Annotated in this window: 16 protein-coding genes; 4 read left to right on the forward strand and 12 right to left on the reverse strand. The window is 58.4% G+C overall.

Annotated features, from left to right (window positions below; all coding sequences use genetic code 11):
* Positions 1–88: 88 nt before the first annotated feature.
* The 8 genes from V9G17_07110 to V9G17_07145 form a co-directional block, all read right to left on the reverse strand.
* Positions 89–844 carry a TlyA family RNA methyltransferase gene (locus V9G17_07110; protein MEI2752357.1) on the reverse strand — a complete coding sequence of 252 codons (756 nt, stop codon included), beginning with the start codon at positions 842–844 and terminating at the stop codon, positions 89–91.
* A 67-nt stretch (positions 845–911) separates the two neighbouring features.
* Positions 912–1,160, reverse strand: coding sequence for an exodeoxyribonuclease VII small subunit (gene xseB / locus V9G17_07115; protein MEI2752358.1), 249 nt, complete (start codon positions 1,158–1,160; stop codon positions 912–914).
* Between the two features lie 57 nt (positions 1,161–1,217).
* Positions 1,218–2,576 (reverse strand): exodeoxyribonuclease VII large subunit, encoded by a 1,359-nt coding sequence (gene xseA / locus V9G17_07120; GenBank protein MEI2752359.1) that lies wholly within the window; start codon positions 2,574–2,576, stop codon positions 1,218–1,220.
* Between the two features lie 37 nt (positions 2,577–2,613).
* On the reverse strand, positions 2,614–3,393 hold the full coding sequence (locus tag V9G17_07125; GenBank protein MEI2752360.1) for a TIGR00282 family metallophosphoesterase: 780 nt from the start codon (positions 3,391–3,393) through the stop codon (positions 2,614–2,616).
* Between the two features lie 10 nt (positions 3,394–3,403).
* Positions 3,404–4,981, reverse strand: coding sequence for a ribonuclease Y (rny, locus tag V9G17_07130; protein ID MEI2752361.1), 1,578 nt, complete (start codon positions 4,979–4,981; stop codon positions 3,404–3,406).
* 558 nt (positions 4,982–5,539) lie between these two features.
* Positions 5,540–5,836, reverse strand: a complete 297-nt coding sequence (locus V9G17_07135) for a cell division protein ZapA (GenBank protein ID MEI2752362.1) — start codon at positions 5,834–5,836, stop codon at positions 5,540–5,542.
* Positions 5,829–6,083, reverse strand: a complete 255-nt coding sequence (zapB, locus tag V9G17_07140; GenBank protein MEI2752363.1) for a cell division protein ZapB — start codon at positions 6,081–6,083, stop codon at positions 5,829–5,831. Before zapB ends, V9G17_07135 begins: the two co-directional genes overlap by 8 nt.
* Before the next feature lie 94 nt (positions 6,084–6,177).
* Positions 6,178–8,415: a transglycosylase SLT domain-containing protein gene (locus V9G17_07145; GenBank protein ID MEI2752364.1), complete on the reverse strand. Its 2,238-nt coding sequence runs from the start codon at positions 8,413–8,415 to the stop codon at positions 6,178–6,180.
* Between the two features lie 111 nt (positions 8,416–8,526).
* Between V9G17_07145 and rlmN the strand changes: the two genes are divergently transcribed.
* The 4 genes from rlmN to larE are packed head-to-tail and all read left to right on the forward strand — an operon-like array spanning position 8,527 to position 13,278.
* Positions 8,527–9,612 (forward strand): 23S rRNA (adenine(2503)-C(2))-methyltransferase RlmN, encoded by a 1,086-nt coding sequence (gene rlmN / locus V9G17_07150; protein MEI2752365.1) that lies wholly within the window; start codon positions 8,527–8,529, stop codon positions 9,610–9,612.
* Between the two features lie 53 nt (positions 9,613–9,665).
* Positions 9,666–11,021 carry a pitrilysin family protein gene (locus tag V9G17_07155; GenBank protein ID MEI2752366.1) on the forward strand — a complete coding sequence of 452 codons (1,356 nt, stop codon included), beginning with the start codon at positions 9,666–9,668 and terminating at the stop codon, positions 11,019–11,021.
* 12 nt (positions 11,022–11,033) lie between these two features.
* Complete coding sequence (locus V9G17_07160; protein ID MEI2752367.1) at positions 11,034–12,413, forward strand: pitrilysin family protein; 1,380 nt, start codon at positions 11,034–11,036, stop codon at positions 12,411–12,413.
* A 43-nt stretch (positions 12,414–12,456) separates the two neighbouring features.
* Positions 12,457–13,278: an ATP-dependent sacrificial sulfur transferase LarE gene (larE, locus tag V9G17_07165; protein MEI2752368.1), complete on the forward strand. Its 822-nt coding sequence runs from the start codon at positions 12,457–12,459 to the stop codon at positions 13,276–13,278.
* Between the two features lie 6 nt (positions 13,279–13,284).
* On the opposite strand, the gene atpF is transcribed toward larE, so the two are convergent.
* The 4 genes from atpF to V9G17_07185 form a co-directional block, all read right to left on the reverse strand.
* On the reverse strand, positions 13,285–13,797 hold the full coding sequence (gene atpF, locus V9G17_07170; protein ID MEI2752369.1) for a F0F1 ATP synthase subunit B: 513 nt from the start codon (positions 13,795–13,797) through the stop codon (positions 13,285–13,287).
* Positions 13,798–13,871: 74 nt separating this feature from the next.
* On the reverse strand, positions 13,872–14,102 hold the full coding sequence (atpE, locus tag V9G17_07175) for an ATP synthase F0 subunit C (protein MEI2752370.1): 231 nt from the start codon (positions 14,100–14,102) through the stop codon (positions 13,872–13,874).
* A 36-nt stretch (positions 14,103–14,138) separates the two neighbouring features.
* Positions 14,139–14,888, reverse strand: coding sequence for a F0F1 ATP synthase subunit A (locus V9G17_07180; protein MEI2752371.1), 750 nt, complete (start codon positions 14,886–14,888; stop codon positions 14,139–14,141).
* A gap of 30 nt (positions 14,889–14,918) precedes the next feature.
* A complete protein-coding gene (locus V9G17_07185; GenBank protein ID MEI2752372.1) occupies positions 14,919–15,188 on the reverse strand; it encodes an AtpZ/AtpI family protein in 270 nt (89 codons plus the stop codon).
* Between the last annotated feature and the right edge of the window lie 122 nt (positions 15,189–15,310).

Raw genomic sequence — 15,310 nt, forward strand, 5'->3', positions numbered from 1 at the left:
TTCCGCAAAGTATTTTCGTCTTGCTCTTGGGAGCGCACCCGCCAACGAAAAGTCGGCTCAATCCTCACAAACTCTATCTTCGAATTCTTTATACCCTGCGTCGGAACCAGGCCAGGATTTCACGATTGCCCTTACGCCCCTCGATCGGCGACTCCATACGACCCGCCAAATCTAGCCCCAGCCGATCCGCACAGACCACTACTTTGTCGGCCACGGCCTCCCGCAACCCATCATCCCGCACAATCCCGCCCCGGCCGACAAGTCCTTTTCCCACTTCAAACTGCGGCTTGATCAGCGTGATCACAAATCCGACCGCGGTCAGATAGGGGACGACACAGGGCAGCACGAGGGTCAATGAAATAAACGACACGTCGATGACAATCAGGTCGATGGGATCCCGGATCGCACCTGGCTCAAGATACCGGATGTTGGTCCGCTCCATGAGCACCACCCTCGGATCCTGACGAAGGCGCCACTCAAACTGGCCATACCCCACATCGACCGCATACACACGCGCGGCGCCACGCTGCAGCAGACAATCGGTAAATCCCCCGGTCGAACAGCCGACATCGAAGCAGATCATTCCTTTGGGATCGACGTGGAATTGATCCAAGGCGCCGGCCAGTTTTTCTCCCCCGCGACCGACATAGGGTGACCCGGGACCAGTCAGCTCAACCTTGGCGTCAGACGGCGTCGGTTTCGCCGCCTTATCAACCACCACCCCGTCCACACGAACGAGCCCGGCGAGAATGAGCCTCGCCGCGTCCTCCCGACTGGCGACGAGCCCTCGACTGACCAAGGCACGATCGAGCCGTTCCCGCTCTGGACGCAATTTCTGAGTCATAGGCTGTGAAGGAAGTGCTACTGCGATAGGCGCGGACACCGCGAATCCCCGCGCATCGATCAGATCGTTACTGAGGGCGCTCCGCCTCATCCTCGCCGGGAGAGAAGGCTTGAATCCGCTTCTTGCCGTCCTTTTCCTGTACCAGAATCTCGACCTTCCGTTCGGCGTCCTCCAGCATCTTGAGGCACGTTTTGGACAACCGAATCCCCTCCTCGAAAATTTTCAGTGAATCATCGAGCGGAAGATCACCCTTTTCAAGCTCGGCCACAATCGTTTCCAATCGCGCCATGGCATATTCAAACTTCACGGCAGCCACAACAACTCCCTTGCTTAGGCATCGAACGGGCCATTATTGCCCGCCCCATCGGTGAGGTCAAGGCATCACAGACGGCAATACGTCCTGGACCAGACAGAACAGCCGCCCCTCGGCAAGCCGCGCCTGCACCACATCCCCAACCGCCACTTCAGACGTCCGCCGGACGATCCGTCCTGACGGGACGGTCTGGATGACACTATACCCGCGGTTCAAGATCGCCAATGGACTGAGGGCATCCAATGCCATCATCTGCGACGCAACCGCCTGCTGCTTGGACATGAGTCCTCGCCGAGTTTCCTGCTCCAACCGCTTGTACAGCTGTGGGACCACCGCGAGGGCAGTCTGAATCCGATTATGCGGGCCTTGAGACAGCAACGCATGCTGGCGTTCCACCATCCCGCGATGGAGCACCGTTAAGCGTTCCGTCAACGTGCGCGTCAATCCGTCCCGTAATGCATCAAGATGCTGCGCATGCGCCTGCACTCGAAAACGCATGTCGCGCAGGACGCCGACCGATCGCTCGAATCGATGGCGTTGCATCTCCAGCAAGGTCCGCAGAACGCGATACAGACGATCCGAGGTCTCACCTAATCGCTCGACAATCTCGTCCAACACCGGCACGACCGCCTCCGCGGCGGCAGAGGGAGTCGGCGCCCGATAATCCGCCGCGAAATCAGAGAGTGTCACATCGATTTCATGTCCCACCGCAGAGACCACCGGCACTCTTGATTGCACAATGGCACGCACAACCACTTCTTCGTTGAAGGCCCACAAATCCTCTGAGGCGCCGCCTCCACGCCCCACGATCACCACCTCCACTTGCGGCAGCCCGCTTAACGTCCGGATCGCCTCCGCAATATGCTCGGCGGCTCCCTCGCCCTGGACCGGCACGGGAACGATGAGAATATTGGCAACCGGACAGCGACGGCGGAGAACCGCCACAATATCGCGAACCGCAGCCCCGGTGCGGGACGTCACTACGCCGACCGTGTGCGGGAAGACCGGCAAGGGGCGTTTTCGCGACTCATCGAATAGGCCTTCACGCGCCAACCGCTCCTTGAGTTGCTCGAACGCCAGTTGAAACGCCCCGACGCCCTTGGGTTCAAGCGACTCGACGATCAATTGGTACTCGCCACGCGGCTCATACACCGAAATGCGCCCGCGCGCGACGATCGCCAACCCCTCCTGCAGCGTGAATCGAAGCCTTGACGCTCCGGACCGAAAGAGCACCCCGCGCAGCTGACTCTGCTCATCCTTCAGCGTGAAATACAGGTGGCCGGAGGACGGAGCGCGGAGGTTGGTAATTTCACCTTCGAGCCAGATATCTCGAAACTGTTCTTCCAGGGAATCGCGGATGAGTCGTGTCACGTCGGACACAGAGAGAAGCAGGGGTAACGGAAGGGTATGGCCGGTCATATCGTGCCGAGCCCGAAAGAATGGCTACGCGAACCGCTCAATCCACCACTCGGATTCGTTCGATCGACAACGCCTTGCCGAGCGTGGCGTCCAACTCCATCAACACCGCACAGAAGACGACGGGACCGGAAGCCACTTCAAACCGACGCGGCATCCCGGTCAGAAATTTTTCGATCGCCAGCTCTTTTTTGATCCCGATCACCGAATGCAGCGGACCGGTCATCCCGATATCGGTGATGTAGGCCGTCCCTTTCGGAAGGATTTGTTCATCTGCCGTCTGCACATGGGTGTGGGTCCCCGCTACGACCGTGACCAACCCATCCAGATAATGCCCCATCGCCATCTTTTCCGAAGTTGCCTCAGCATGCATATCGACCACAATAGCGGAGACCTGCGTCTTGAGCCGCTCGATTTCGCGCTTGGCGACTTGAAACGGGCAATCGATCGTCGGCATGAACGCCCGTCCCATTAAATGAAGCACGCCCAACGACTCGCCGCCCGGCGTCGTGAACACATAACTGCCTCGCCCAGGCACTCCGGCCGGATAATTGGCCGGGCGCAAGAGACGCGGTTCGCGCGGAAACACTTCGAGAATTTCTTTCTTGTCCCACGCGTGATTACCCGTGGTAATGACCGACACCCCGAGATCGAAGAGATCATCCACCAAATCCGGAGTAATGCCGAATCCGCCGGCCACGTTTTCGCCGTTACCCACCACGACATCGATGGAATAGTTGGCAATGAGTTTCGGCAGGAGGCGAGCCACGGACCGACGCCCTGGCTCGCCCATGATATCGCCGATCATCAACACTTTCATGATCGTTCACTCATTTCGCAAAATCGATGAACCGACTCTCCCGGATGACCGTCACCTTGATTTGCCCAGGGTAGGTCAGCTCCTGCTCGATCTTCTTGGCCAGATCGCGAGAAAGCTGGAAACATTCAGGATCCGTCAGATCTTCCTGCTTCACAATGACACGAATTTCACGACCGGCCTGGATCGCATAGGCCTTTTGTACACCCTTGTGCACAGTCGCCAGCGACTCCAACTTCTCCAGTCGCTTCACATACGACTCCAACGCTTCACGGCGGGCTCCCGGCCGCGCAGCCGACAGCGCTTCTGCCGCCGCCACGAGCACGGTCTCCGGACAGATCGGCTCAACCTGTTCGTGATGCGCCGCAATGGCATTCACGACCTTAGCGCTTTCACCGTACTTTTTGGCGATTTCCGCACCCAGCATGGCGTGCGGGCCTTCTTCTTCATGGCTGACGGCCTTGCCGATATCGTGCAACAAAGCTCCCCGCTTGGCGAGCTTCACGTCGAGCTTCAACTCGGAGGCCATGATGCCGCAGATATAGGCGGCTTCCCGCGCATGGTACAGATTGTTCTGCCCATAACTGGTTCGGTACTTCAGCCGCCCCAGCACCTTGACCAACTCGGGATGAAAATCCGATAAACCAACTTCGAAGATCACCTTTTCGGCCTCTTCGATCATCAGCTTCTCGATGTCGACCTTTACCTTTTCGACGATCTCTTCAATGCGTGTCGGATGGATTCGTCCGTCGTGCATGAGCCGCTCGAGCGAAACCTTGGCGATCTCGCGACGAAGCGGATCGAACCCTGAAATGATAACTGCCTCCGGCGTTTCATCGATAATGAGATCAATCCCCGTCGCCGCCTCAATCGCCCGAATATTCCGCCCTTCTCGACCGATAATCCGGCCCTTCATGGCATCGTTGGCAATCGGCACTACGGAGATGGTGGCCTCATTCACATAATCCCGGGTCACCCGCTGGATGGAACTGGCGATGATTTCTCGCGCTTCCCGATCGGCGTTTTCCTTTGCTTCTTCAATCAGGCGTTTCGCCAGGCCGGCCGCTTCCAATCGTGCCTGGCTATCCAGCTCCTGGATGAGTTGCCGCTTAGCTTCCTCCGCCGTCAAGCTGGCCACTCGCTCGAGGGCCTCACGATGCTGCTTCAGCGCCTGTGAGCAGACCACGTCCTTCTGAACAAGAACCTCCTCACGCTTTAATAGTTCCTGCTCCCGTTTGAGCGCGTCCTGATCCCGCTTCTCAAGCAAACTGAGCTTACGATCCAGCCCCTCCTCGCGTTGGGACACCCGCCGTTCTGAATTGGACACCTCCGCAAGCTTTGCCTTTTGTTCCTTTTCGAGTTCGATTCTTGACTGAAAGACCAGATCCTTGGCCTCCAGCTTAGCCTCCTTGACGAGGTTCTCTGCTTCACGCTGAGCCGATTGAATGATCTGCGCCGACTGGTCCTCGGCCTCTACGCGCCGTGCCAACGCTGACCGACGACGAAAAACCTCGTACAGGCCGGCACCCAGGACCGCTCCCACCAACCCAATAAAAATGTACGCAACAACGTTGAGAGAAATGGGAACCACCTCCCTTACGGCAGTGGGACAGTAGACGCTGTCACCCTGCAAATGATCACAGCCAGTGTTAAAGGGGGAGCATGGAATGTGAGAAAAGAATGTCTACGCGCGAAGGGGAAACACCTGACTTCGTGAGCCAGTAGAAACGAAGCGTGGAATCGCCGCCGTTACTTCACGTGGAGGAGGGTCGACTTCGGCCCGCATGAGGACGTCTTTCACGTCGAAGGTGCACACACCACGGCCCCTTGTCTGAGATCGTCACAGGTTGGGAGGACAGGACAGGCCTTGGCACACCTGCACACGCCTGCTCTCCGCACATGACTACACGCTGCACACACACCTGTCGGATAGACATATCGGCCTGGGCGCCTTCGCTCATCCACATCATCACGGCCACTGTGAATAACAGCACAAAAACCAGCGATTCCATATGTTTAGCGCTCAAAACCCGTCGTCAGATTTTCCGTCCTTGTTCGAAGCTTCCTTTCCTCTCCTGCTCTTGTTGACCCTCAGGTCAATACAACACAGAAACGATAACAAAGCAGTACAGTGAAAGCAAGGCGAAACTCACCGGGACAGGATGGACGGCATCTGCTGATCGATCGATTCCATCAGGGAGGCCACGCGACGATCCGCGTCGGCCTCTCCCTGCCGGGACTTTCGCTCTGCTTCCATCAACTCGTGGGCAAGATTGAATGCAGCAAGGACGGCTAACTTGGCCGGGGTGGCTGACCGCATGCCAGCCGCCACCTGCTTCATCTGCTTATCGACCATATCGGCCAGTTGCTTCACGTAGGATTCGTCCGCTTCCCCATTGATGCTGTATCGCTGGCCATAGATCTCCACGTCAATGGTCTTAGTCAACAGCCACCTCCTTGGGTTCATCCAGGCATTCCAACAGATCGATTTCCCCCAGGACTTTCTCGATCCGTGAACGGATATCGACCCGCTCCTGCTCCCAGCGTCGGTTTTCGTCATCACGAACCGCAACCCGCTCCCGCGCCAGACGAAGGTCGTCCTCTAATGAGGCGTTTTTCCGCTTGATATCCTGCACCAGCTTCACCAAATCGCGAATCCGAATTTCAAGGGCGTCGAGACGATCTAAAGTCATGGTATTTCCTCATATCAAAGTGGTGGTCGAACACGTTGTGTGATGGGGGCGAAATATAGAAAGTTCGCTCCGGGTTGTCAAGAAAACGGCCCCGCTACGACGTGCCGTGATGCAGACGACGATATTCTCCGTAGCTACGCAAGACGCGCTTCACGTACAAGCGCGTTTCCTGATACGGAATCAGCTCCACGAACTCGTCTTGCTCCCGCCCTCGATGCACCGCAATCCAACTATTCACGGCAATCGGGCCGGCATTGTAGGCCGCGACCGCATAGGCCAGATTCCCACCGTATTGCTCGAGCAACTGCCCAAGATATCGCACCCCGAGCCGAATGTTCGTTTCCTGATCGAACAATTCTTCCCGTCCCACCGCGGGAAACCCGTACCGTTGCGCCACGGCATTCGCCGTGACCGGCATCAACTGCATCAATCCCACGGCTCCCACCATGGAGACGGCCTTTTCATCGTACTGGCTCTCCTCGCGAATGATCGCGGCCGCCAGGTAGGGGTCAACAGCGGTGATGCCCTGCGCAGTGATCGTCGGAAGGAGACCGGTCGGGTACGCCACCGTCCACAAGGCAGGCGCGGTCGGCTGCCCGCTTCGTTCGAGCTTCTCTTTAAAGTGCACTTTTGCCACACGTAAGGCTGGATAGTAGGCCCCCACCTCACTGAGCAGGGTCGAGAACGCCAGCAGCACCTCCGGGTCACGACTATAGTGCTCTGTCAGCGACCCAAGTTCACGGGCCGCATCCTGGGCGAACCCCAATATCTTGAGTTCTATCCCGCGCTGATAGACGACATGCCGTTCGATCTCAGACCGCCGATTCTCCGGCAAACGTGACGCCTCCTCGCTTGCCGGACGCTCCGTGCTTGTCGCAACCGGTGTGGCCGGCGGCAACGACAGGCGTCGGGCAGCCAACTGGCAATAATAACTGTACGCGTGTCGCTGACAGAGACGCGTGTATTGATCGGCGACGGTGGTGTTTTTCTCCCGTTCGTCCGCTCTGGCCGCCCAATACATGGCCTGAGGCTCAAAGCCGTTGACATGCAACTCCACAACGGATCGAAACGTCTCGGCGGCGTCCCGATAACGGGCCGTCCGATATTGCGCCCACCCGGCGCGCCACAGCCCTTCCGCACGCTGACTCGCCGAGTCTCCCACCTTCGCCACCTGCCGGAACATCTCGATCGCCTCATCGAATTGCCCCTGATCCTCCAACCACACCCCGGCAAAGAGATGCACCATCGCCCGCTGGTCGCCTCCCAAGGAACCCTGCGCCACCGATCGCGCCAATGCGATCAGCTTATCGCCCTGGCTCTGCCGCAGATACACCCGGGCCAACCATACCGTGGCCTCAGCTGACTCCTGCACTCGATCAGCCACTAACCCGCGGAACGTCTCACGGGCCTGGTCATATTGCTTGAGCCGGACATAGGCCACGCCCAATTTCAAGCGGGCATCAAACCGGCGGGGGTGCCCGGGAGCCATTGCTAGAACGCGGCGCAACTCTTCGCCCGCCTCTGCTTGCATGGCCAAGCCCAGAAAGGCCTGTGCGCGAATCAAATGATCGTCGGCTGTCGGCGCCCAGGATTCTCCGCCCAGCGCCGTATCCAACCGGGCTTTCGCCTCGCGCGCCTCAAGCGATTGCGGATAGCGCAGCCAGAGTTGCGTCAACGCGGTGCGCGCGTCCGGCAGTCGATTCTCCCGGATGTGGCACTCGGCCTGATGCCACAAGGCCAACGGAGCCGACGGGTCCTTCTCCGCAAGAGCCACCGCTCGCGTCAACCAGTCCACTGCGCGGAAACACACATTGGCGCTATACCAAGCTTCTCCCGTCCTGTACGCAGCCTTGGCGATCAGGTTTGAATCCGGCACGACCTTGGGAATCGTCTCCAGCAATTCGGCCGCCTGGATCGGTTCGTTCCGTTTCAGCAGCGATTCCCCGATCCAGAGGCGGAGATAGTCGTCCAACACCGGCATGTCGGGCTGGACAGCCTGCAAACGTTTGGCGGCTTCGACCGGGTCCCGCTCGATCAACAACACGCCCAACACCACCCCGGCCCGCTTGGCCCAAATCGTGGAAGGATAGAGATCCATCACCGACCGCAACTGGTCGATCTTCAGCATCATCGTTTGATCGCGTTGAACGGGCGAGCCCGAACGTTCATTGAGCGCCACAGCGGAACGGAAACAATCTTCCGCAGAGACGCAGGGGGCAGCGGCAACGGGCAAGGGGCGCGGTGACTCGGCTGTGGCCGTCAAGAACAGGCTCGACAGCACAGACCACATGACAAGAGCCGACAAGCTGATCCGCCAAGGAAATGCGGTCACATTCTCATCCAGAGAAGAGGGTGAACCGACCTCATTATAGCGGAACGCTGTATAAACGCGACCACGTTCGCCTTGCTTGTCACAAGTTTTTTCCTTGTGCTAGGCTCCGGCATGCTCCCACAGACTGATCACCGCACCAATCTGCTGACCATGACCGAAAGCGAGATGGCCGCGTTCGTCGTCTCACTCGGGTGGCCGACCTACCGCACCTCGCAAATCTTGCGCTGGCTGTATCAGGAACGAGCCCGCACCTTCGCCGAGATGAGCAATCTCTCACAGAAGGACCGCGACTACCTGACAGGCCACTGCAGCATCGAACGGACTTCAGCGGTCCAGGTTTTCTCGTCGCAAGATGGCACCAGGAAATTCGTGCTCACGCTGGCCGACGGCAATCAAGTCGAATGTGTGCTCATCCCCGACGAGGACCGGCTCACCCTCTGCCTATCCACACAAGTCGGCTGCACGCTCGATTGTGGATTCTGCCTGACGGGCACCCTGGGCCTTCGACGCAATCTGCGGGTGCATGAGATCATCGACCAGGTCTTCCTCGCCCAAGAGCATTTGCAGGAGGGCCAACGATTGACGAACCTGGTCTTCATGGGCATGGGTGAGCCCCTCGCCAACCTGGATGCCGTAGCCGATGCCGTAACCCGCCTCACCAACAAAACCTGGGGCCTGGGCTTCTCGGGCCGCCGCATCACGATCTCCACCGCCGGACTCGCCTCACGGATCAAGGACGTGGCCCCCCTCAAGGTAAACCTGGCCATCTCCTTGAATGCCACCACCGATGCACTTCGCCACGAACTCATGCCCGCGGCCAACCGGCTCCATTCACTCGATGCTCTGCTCGCAGCCTGTCGGGCCTATCCATTGGCAGACCGTGATCGCCTCACCTTCGAATACGTTCTGCTCGCAGACGTGAATGATCGCGTGGAGGATGCCGTCCGGTTGGTGAAGTTGCTTCGAGGCCTCCGCTGCAAGGTCAACCTGATCGCCTTCAACCCGTTTCCCGGCAACCCCTACCGACGCCCCTCAGACGCAGCGATCGACACGTTTCAGGACACCCTCCGCCGAGGGCATGTGGATGCGTACCTCCGCCGCAGCCGCGGTCGCGATGTATTGGGCGCCTGCGGCCAACTCGGACGCCTCGATGCCGCAGAATCCCAGGTTGCCTTGACACAGATTCAGACCCGTTGATAGCATGTTCTTCGTACATGCCTAACCAGAGCTCAACTTCCAACTCAGCTCCCGTGCGCGTTTCCATCCTCGCTTGTTCGATTCTCAGCGTCCTCCTGTTCGCCGGCCTGACATCTCCGGCTCATGCCGTCGAACCCAAGGAATACACGTTATCCAACGACATGAAAGTCATCCTCGTGGAAGTCCCCAAGGCGCCCGTGGCGACCGTGCAAGTCTGGTACAAGGTGGGCTCACGAAACGAGGTCATGGGCCGGGCCGGGTTGTCGCACATGCTTGAGCATATGATGTTCAAGGGCACCGCCAAGTACCCCAAAGGCACCTTCTCCCGCCTCGTTCGCAAGAACGGCGGAATGGACAATGCCTTCACAAGCCAGGACTTTACCGCCTACTTTGAGAATCTGGCCGCTGATCGCGTGACGCTGGCGCTCGAACTCGAGGCCGACCGCATGCAGGGGCTGATTTTGGACGCAAACGAATTCAAGACCGAGCGGGAAGTCGTGAAAGAAGAACGCCGGTTGCGCAACGAAGACGATCCCCAAGGTGCGCTGGTCGAGGCCCTGTTTGCACAGACCTTCATGAGTCATCCCTACCACTGGCCGGTGATCGGATGGTTCTCCGATCTTGACGCGATGAACCTCGACGATCTCCAGCGCCACTATGACACCTACTATTCACCGAACAACGCCACGCTGCTCGTGGTCGGCGACATCAAGGCGGACACACTCCTCCCGATCATCGCCAAGCTCTTCGAACCGATCCCGAAAGGGCCATCCCCCAAAGCTCTGGCCGTGACCGAAGCGCCGCAGCACGGCGAACGCCGCTTCCTCCTGAAGCGCGAAGCGCAGGTGCCGTTCGTCATGATGGGCTACCGTGTCCCCAACTATTCCAGCGACGATTCCTATGCCCTGAACGTACTTGAATCGATTTTATCTCACGGCAAAAGCGCCCGGCTCTACCAAAGTCTTGTCTACGAACAAAAAACCGCCCTGGCAGTGGGCGCCGACTATGGACTGATGCAGGCCGACCCGGGGCTGTTTTATTTTTATGCCGTAGTGAAACCAGGCGAGAAGGTTGAAGCGGTCGAAGAAGCAGTCCTCAAAGAAATTCAGCGGATCCAAATTGAGCCGCCGAGCGAACTCGAGCTCCAGCGTGCGAAAAATCAGATCGAGGCGGCCCACATTTTCGAACAGGATTCGAATTTCCGTCAGGCCATGCTACTCGGTGAAGCCGAAACCATCGGGGCAGGATGGCGCAAAGTCAGCCAGTTTGTGGAGCGCACCCGCGCGGTCACCGCGCAGGACGTGCAACGTGTGGCGTCGCAATATCTGACTGCCGATACTCGCACGACGGGAACCTTGATTCCTCAGCCTCCGCAAACCCAAGCCGCGTCACCGACACAATCTCACTAGCGAGCGATCTCGATGACGCCACAACAAATCACCCTTCCTTCGCGCCAACACCATCGCCGCCCCACAGGCTGGCCTCTGGTAGGCCTGCTGTCTCTGGCGCTCGGCCTGTCATTCGCCCCGGCGCAGGCCGCGGAAATCGTCCCAACCCGTTCTGTCACCTCCAACGGCATGACCGTGTTGTTCCTGGAACAGCACTTTCTTCCAACGGTGGAAATCCACGCGCTGGTCAAAGTGGGATCGGCGCAAGATCCACCCGACAAAGCAGGACTCGCCAATCTGACCGCCAGTCTCCTGGATGAAGGCACCCTGACCCGAACATCTCGACAAATCGCCGAACAGATCGATTTTGTGGGAGGCTCACTGGGAGCCCATGCAGCGGAAGACTTTACCACCGCCTCCGCGCGCGTGCTCAAGAAAGATGCGGACCTCGGCTTTACGCTCTTAGCCGATATGCTCCAACATCCTGCGTTTCATAAGCAGGAAGTCGAACGCGTCCGCACGCAGATCCTCGGCGAAATCGTCAGTGATGACGATGATCCCGGAAACGTGGCGATGAAAGCCTTCCACCAATTGATTTTTCACGGCCATCCTTACAGCTGGCCGGCCCATGGCACGGAAGAGACGCTCAACAAAATTACGGTTGCGGACATCCAGCAATTTCACGCCAGGGAATACCTGCCAAATCAAACGATCCTGGTCATCGTTGGGGACCTGACGCAGGATCAGGCGGCGATGCTGGTCCAGACTCATTTTGGCTCGTGGAAAAAGGGGCCTCCACCGCCCTACCAGCTCAAAAAGCCGGCGGCCATCGATCGTAAAATGGTCCAGCTCATCGAGAAGGATCTGACGCAGTCGACCATCGTCCTCGGGCACACCGGCATCAGCCGGACGAATCCAGACTACTATGCCGTCACGGTCATGAACTATATTCTAGGCGCCGGAGGGTTCTCCTCCCGGCTCATGGATTCCATTCGCGACAAACAAGGGCTAGCCTATGGGATCATGAGCCAGTTCGACACCAGATTGATGCCTGGCGCGTTTTTCATCAGCCTGCAGACCAGAACCGACGTCACGAACCAAGCCATCGCGGGTGTCCTGACGGAGATCAAGGGGATGCGCGATGCCATGGTCACGGACCAGGAGCTCAATGAGGCCAAATCGTTCATCGTCGGCAGCTTCCCCCTGCGGGTCGATTCCAGCGCAAAACTGGCGAACGTCCTCGCCCAAGTCGAGCTCTACAATCTTGGGCTGGACTATTTCACGCAGTACCCAAGAGCGATCGAGAAAGTCACGAAGGACGACGTGCTGCGCGTCGCCAAACAGTATCTCGATCCCCAACATTACGCCTTGGTCGTCGTCGGATCGATCGCGAAGGCCAAAGTCAAACAATAGCCGGCCACTCTCCCGCAGTCTGGCCGCGCAGATCTAGAATCCCATGGTTTCCACAATTCCGTTGATCGACAAAGTTGCCCGGGCACGACAGATCCTTCGCGAGATGGGCTCGGTCATCGTGGCGTTCTCCGGCGGGATCGACAGTTCCCTCGTCCTCAAACTGGCGCATGAGGAGCTGGGCGTCCAGGCTGTCGGCGTCACAGCCGTCTCTCCGACCCTTCCGGCCAGTGAGTTGGAGGCCACGCGAAACATCGCCGCGGAGATCGGCGCGCGCCATCGTATTGTTGAAACTGATCAACTCCAAATCCCGGAATTCGTCCAGAATGATGCCACTCGCTGCTACCACTGCAAGACCGACTTGTACTCCCTCCTCGACACACTCCGGGATGAATATGCGGCGGGACACATTGTCGACGGCACGAACGTGGATGACCTGGGAGACGACCGTCCAGGCCTCAAGGCCGCTCGCGAACGGGGCGTCCGCAGCCCCTTGCTCGAAGCTGAATTCTCCAAGGCCGATATCCGCGACGTCGCGAGAGAGCTAGGCCTCTCCAATTGGGATAAGCCGGCAGCCGCCTGCCTCTCTTCCCGCGTGCCGCGCGGCATCACGATCACCCGAAGCACCCTCTCCCGTGTGGAACGTGCGGAAGCGGCTCTCGCACAAGAAGGCTTTCGCCAATATCGTGTACGGGACCACGGGGAGATCGCCAGAATAGAGATGGTCGTCGAGGAGCTGCCGGAACTGTTACAACCGGGACGCCGCGAACGGCTGGCCGAAACCCTCAAGAAACTCGGCTATCGGTTCGTGACGGTTGATTTGGAAGGATACCGCCAGGGAGGCGTGAGTCTGACCCCCCCGGCGTAAGAGAGGCTAATTCCGGCTCTGGTAGCTCTTTGCGAGGGCATCGAGGGCTTCGTCCGCCAGGCGACGATGATCGCTGTCCGTCAGTGCCCGCCCAACGACTTTCTCAGCCACCATCATCGCTAAGTCGGTCGTTTGCGAACGGATGTCCTGCACGGCCTTCCGGCGCTCCGTCTCGATTTCTCGAGTCGCATCACCCTTGATGCGCTCCGCATCCGTCGTCATGCGCTGTTCGTTCTCTTCCATCAGGCGTTGCGCGCGTTCTTTGGCCTGTCCCAAAATCGCCTCTGCGTCTTTGGCCGCCGTCGCCAGCTTGGCTTCGTATTCCTTCAGCCTGCGCTCGGCTTCGGAACGGTGACGTTCCGCCTGATCGAGACTGTCCTTGATCTTTTTTTCGCGTTCTTCCAGCATACCCAACAAGCTCGGAAATGCATACTTGTAGAGCAGGAAGAACAGAATCCCAAAGGAGAGAATCTCCCAGAAGATCAGGGATGAAAAGAAATGTGATTCAAATTGAGGCATAGTCTAGTACCCAAATGAGTTGAGGTTCTGAGCCAGGAATAGGCCCCAGCATCAGGGCTCCGCCGTCGAAACGACTACTTACGCAAGCCCATGATGATGAACGCAATGACCAGCCCGTACAGTGCGATGGCTTCGACCAACGCGAATCCGATCCACATGTACTTGCCGACGCGACCTTCCGCTTCCGGCTGCCGGGCCACGGCCTCGATCATTTTCCCGAAAATATACCCGATGCCCACACCGGCGCCGGCAAATCCTGCCGCCGCCAATCCCATACCCACCAACGCTGCTGCTGCTGCATCCATTGTTTGTCCTCTCCTCCCTTATGTAGACAACTCGACCTAGTGTGCGTGCTCGCTATGACCGTGCAGGGTAACCGCATCCCCCAGATACACACAACTCAGCACGGTAAAAATATAGGCTTGAATAAACGCGATACCGACTTCGAGTCCGTTCATGGCGATCGTGAACGCAAACGGCAACCATCCGATCAGCAGCCCGCCGCTGATCGCCAACCCGAACAACACGCCCAAAATGACGTGACCGGCGGTCATATTCGCAAACAAACGGACGGCCAGGGAAATGGGTCGCGCCAACTGACTGATCAATTCAATCGGAATCATCAACGGCAAGAGCCAACCCGGAGTACCGGGCGGCACGAGAATGCTGAAAAACTTCATCCCGTGAAGGGAAAACCCGAGCACAATACTCAGCCCGTAAACTCCTACGGCAAACACCGCCGTGACAATAATCTGGCTCGTGACGGTATAGGAACCGGGAATCAACCCGATCAAATTGGCAAAGAGAATAAAGAGGAACAACGTGGCGATCAGCGGGAAATATTTCATCCCCGGCTCACCCATCGTGTCCATGATAATTCCGCGAATGAACTCGACGATCAATTCGGCCATGTTCTGCAATTTACCCGGCACCAACTTACGAGACGCCGCAGCCGAGATCATCAGAAACGCCACCAGGCCGACGATCACCCACATTAGAATCACGGCCTTGTTGATGGAAACATCCACCCCGGCCGGAACCAACGGAATCAGATCGTGCAGCTCAAACGCATGTAACGGACTTTCTTCCACAATGATCCTTTTTCAGTCAGACGACTCTGGTTAACTCTGCCATCGTTGCGCCGACCGATAGGCGCCCCGTACACCGGCTGCGGCCCCCAACCCTACCCCCACCACCAATCCCCATGGATTCGAATCAAGCAGATAGGTGTCGAGAACCCAACCCAGCCCTCCTCCGACGATCAACGCAGCAAGCAGTTCCGTCCCGATCCGGACAGCCTGCCCGAGCCCCGCATATAACGGATCCTGAGAGGGGGGCATCAGATGCTCACGTGCGGCACTCCTCAGCGCAATCGGAGAGAGTGCACCCATCGGCGGGCGCGCCATTCAAGCAAATTCGCTGGGGGCTTGTCAAGAAGTAGGCCACCTATGACCCGGCCGCTCGATGCGGTATAGTCATTTCTTCCGATATGGCACCCTTCTGAAACGCAGGT

The organism is Nitrospira sp., assembly GCA_037045225.1.
Taxonomy (GTDB): domain Bacteria; phylum Nitrospirota; class Nitrospiria; order Nitrospirales; family Nitrospiraceae; genus Nitrospira_A.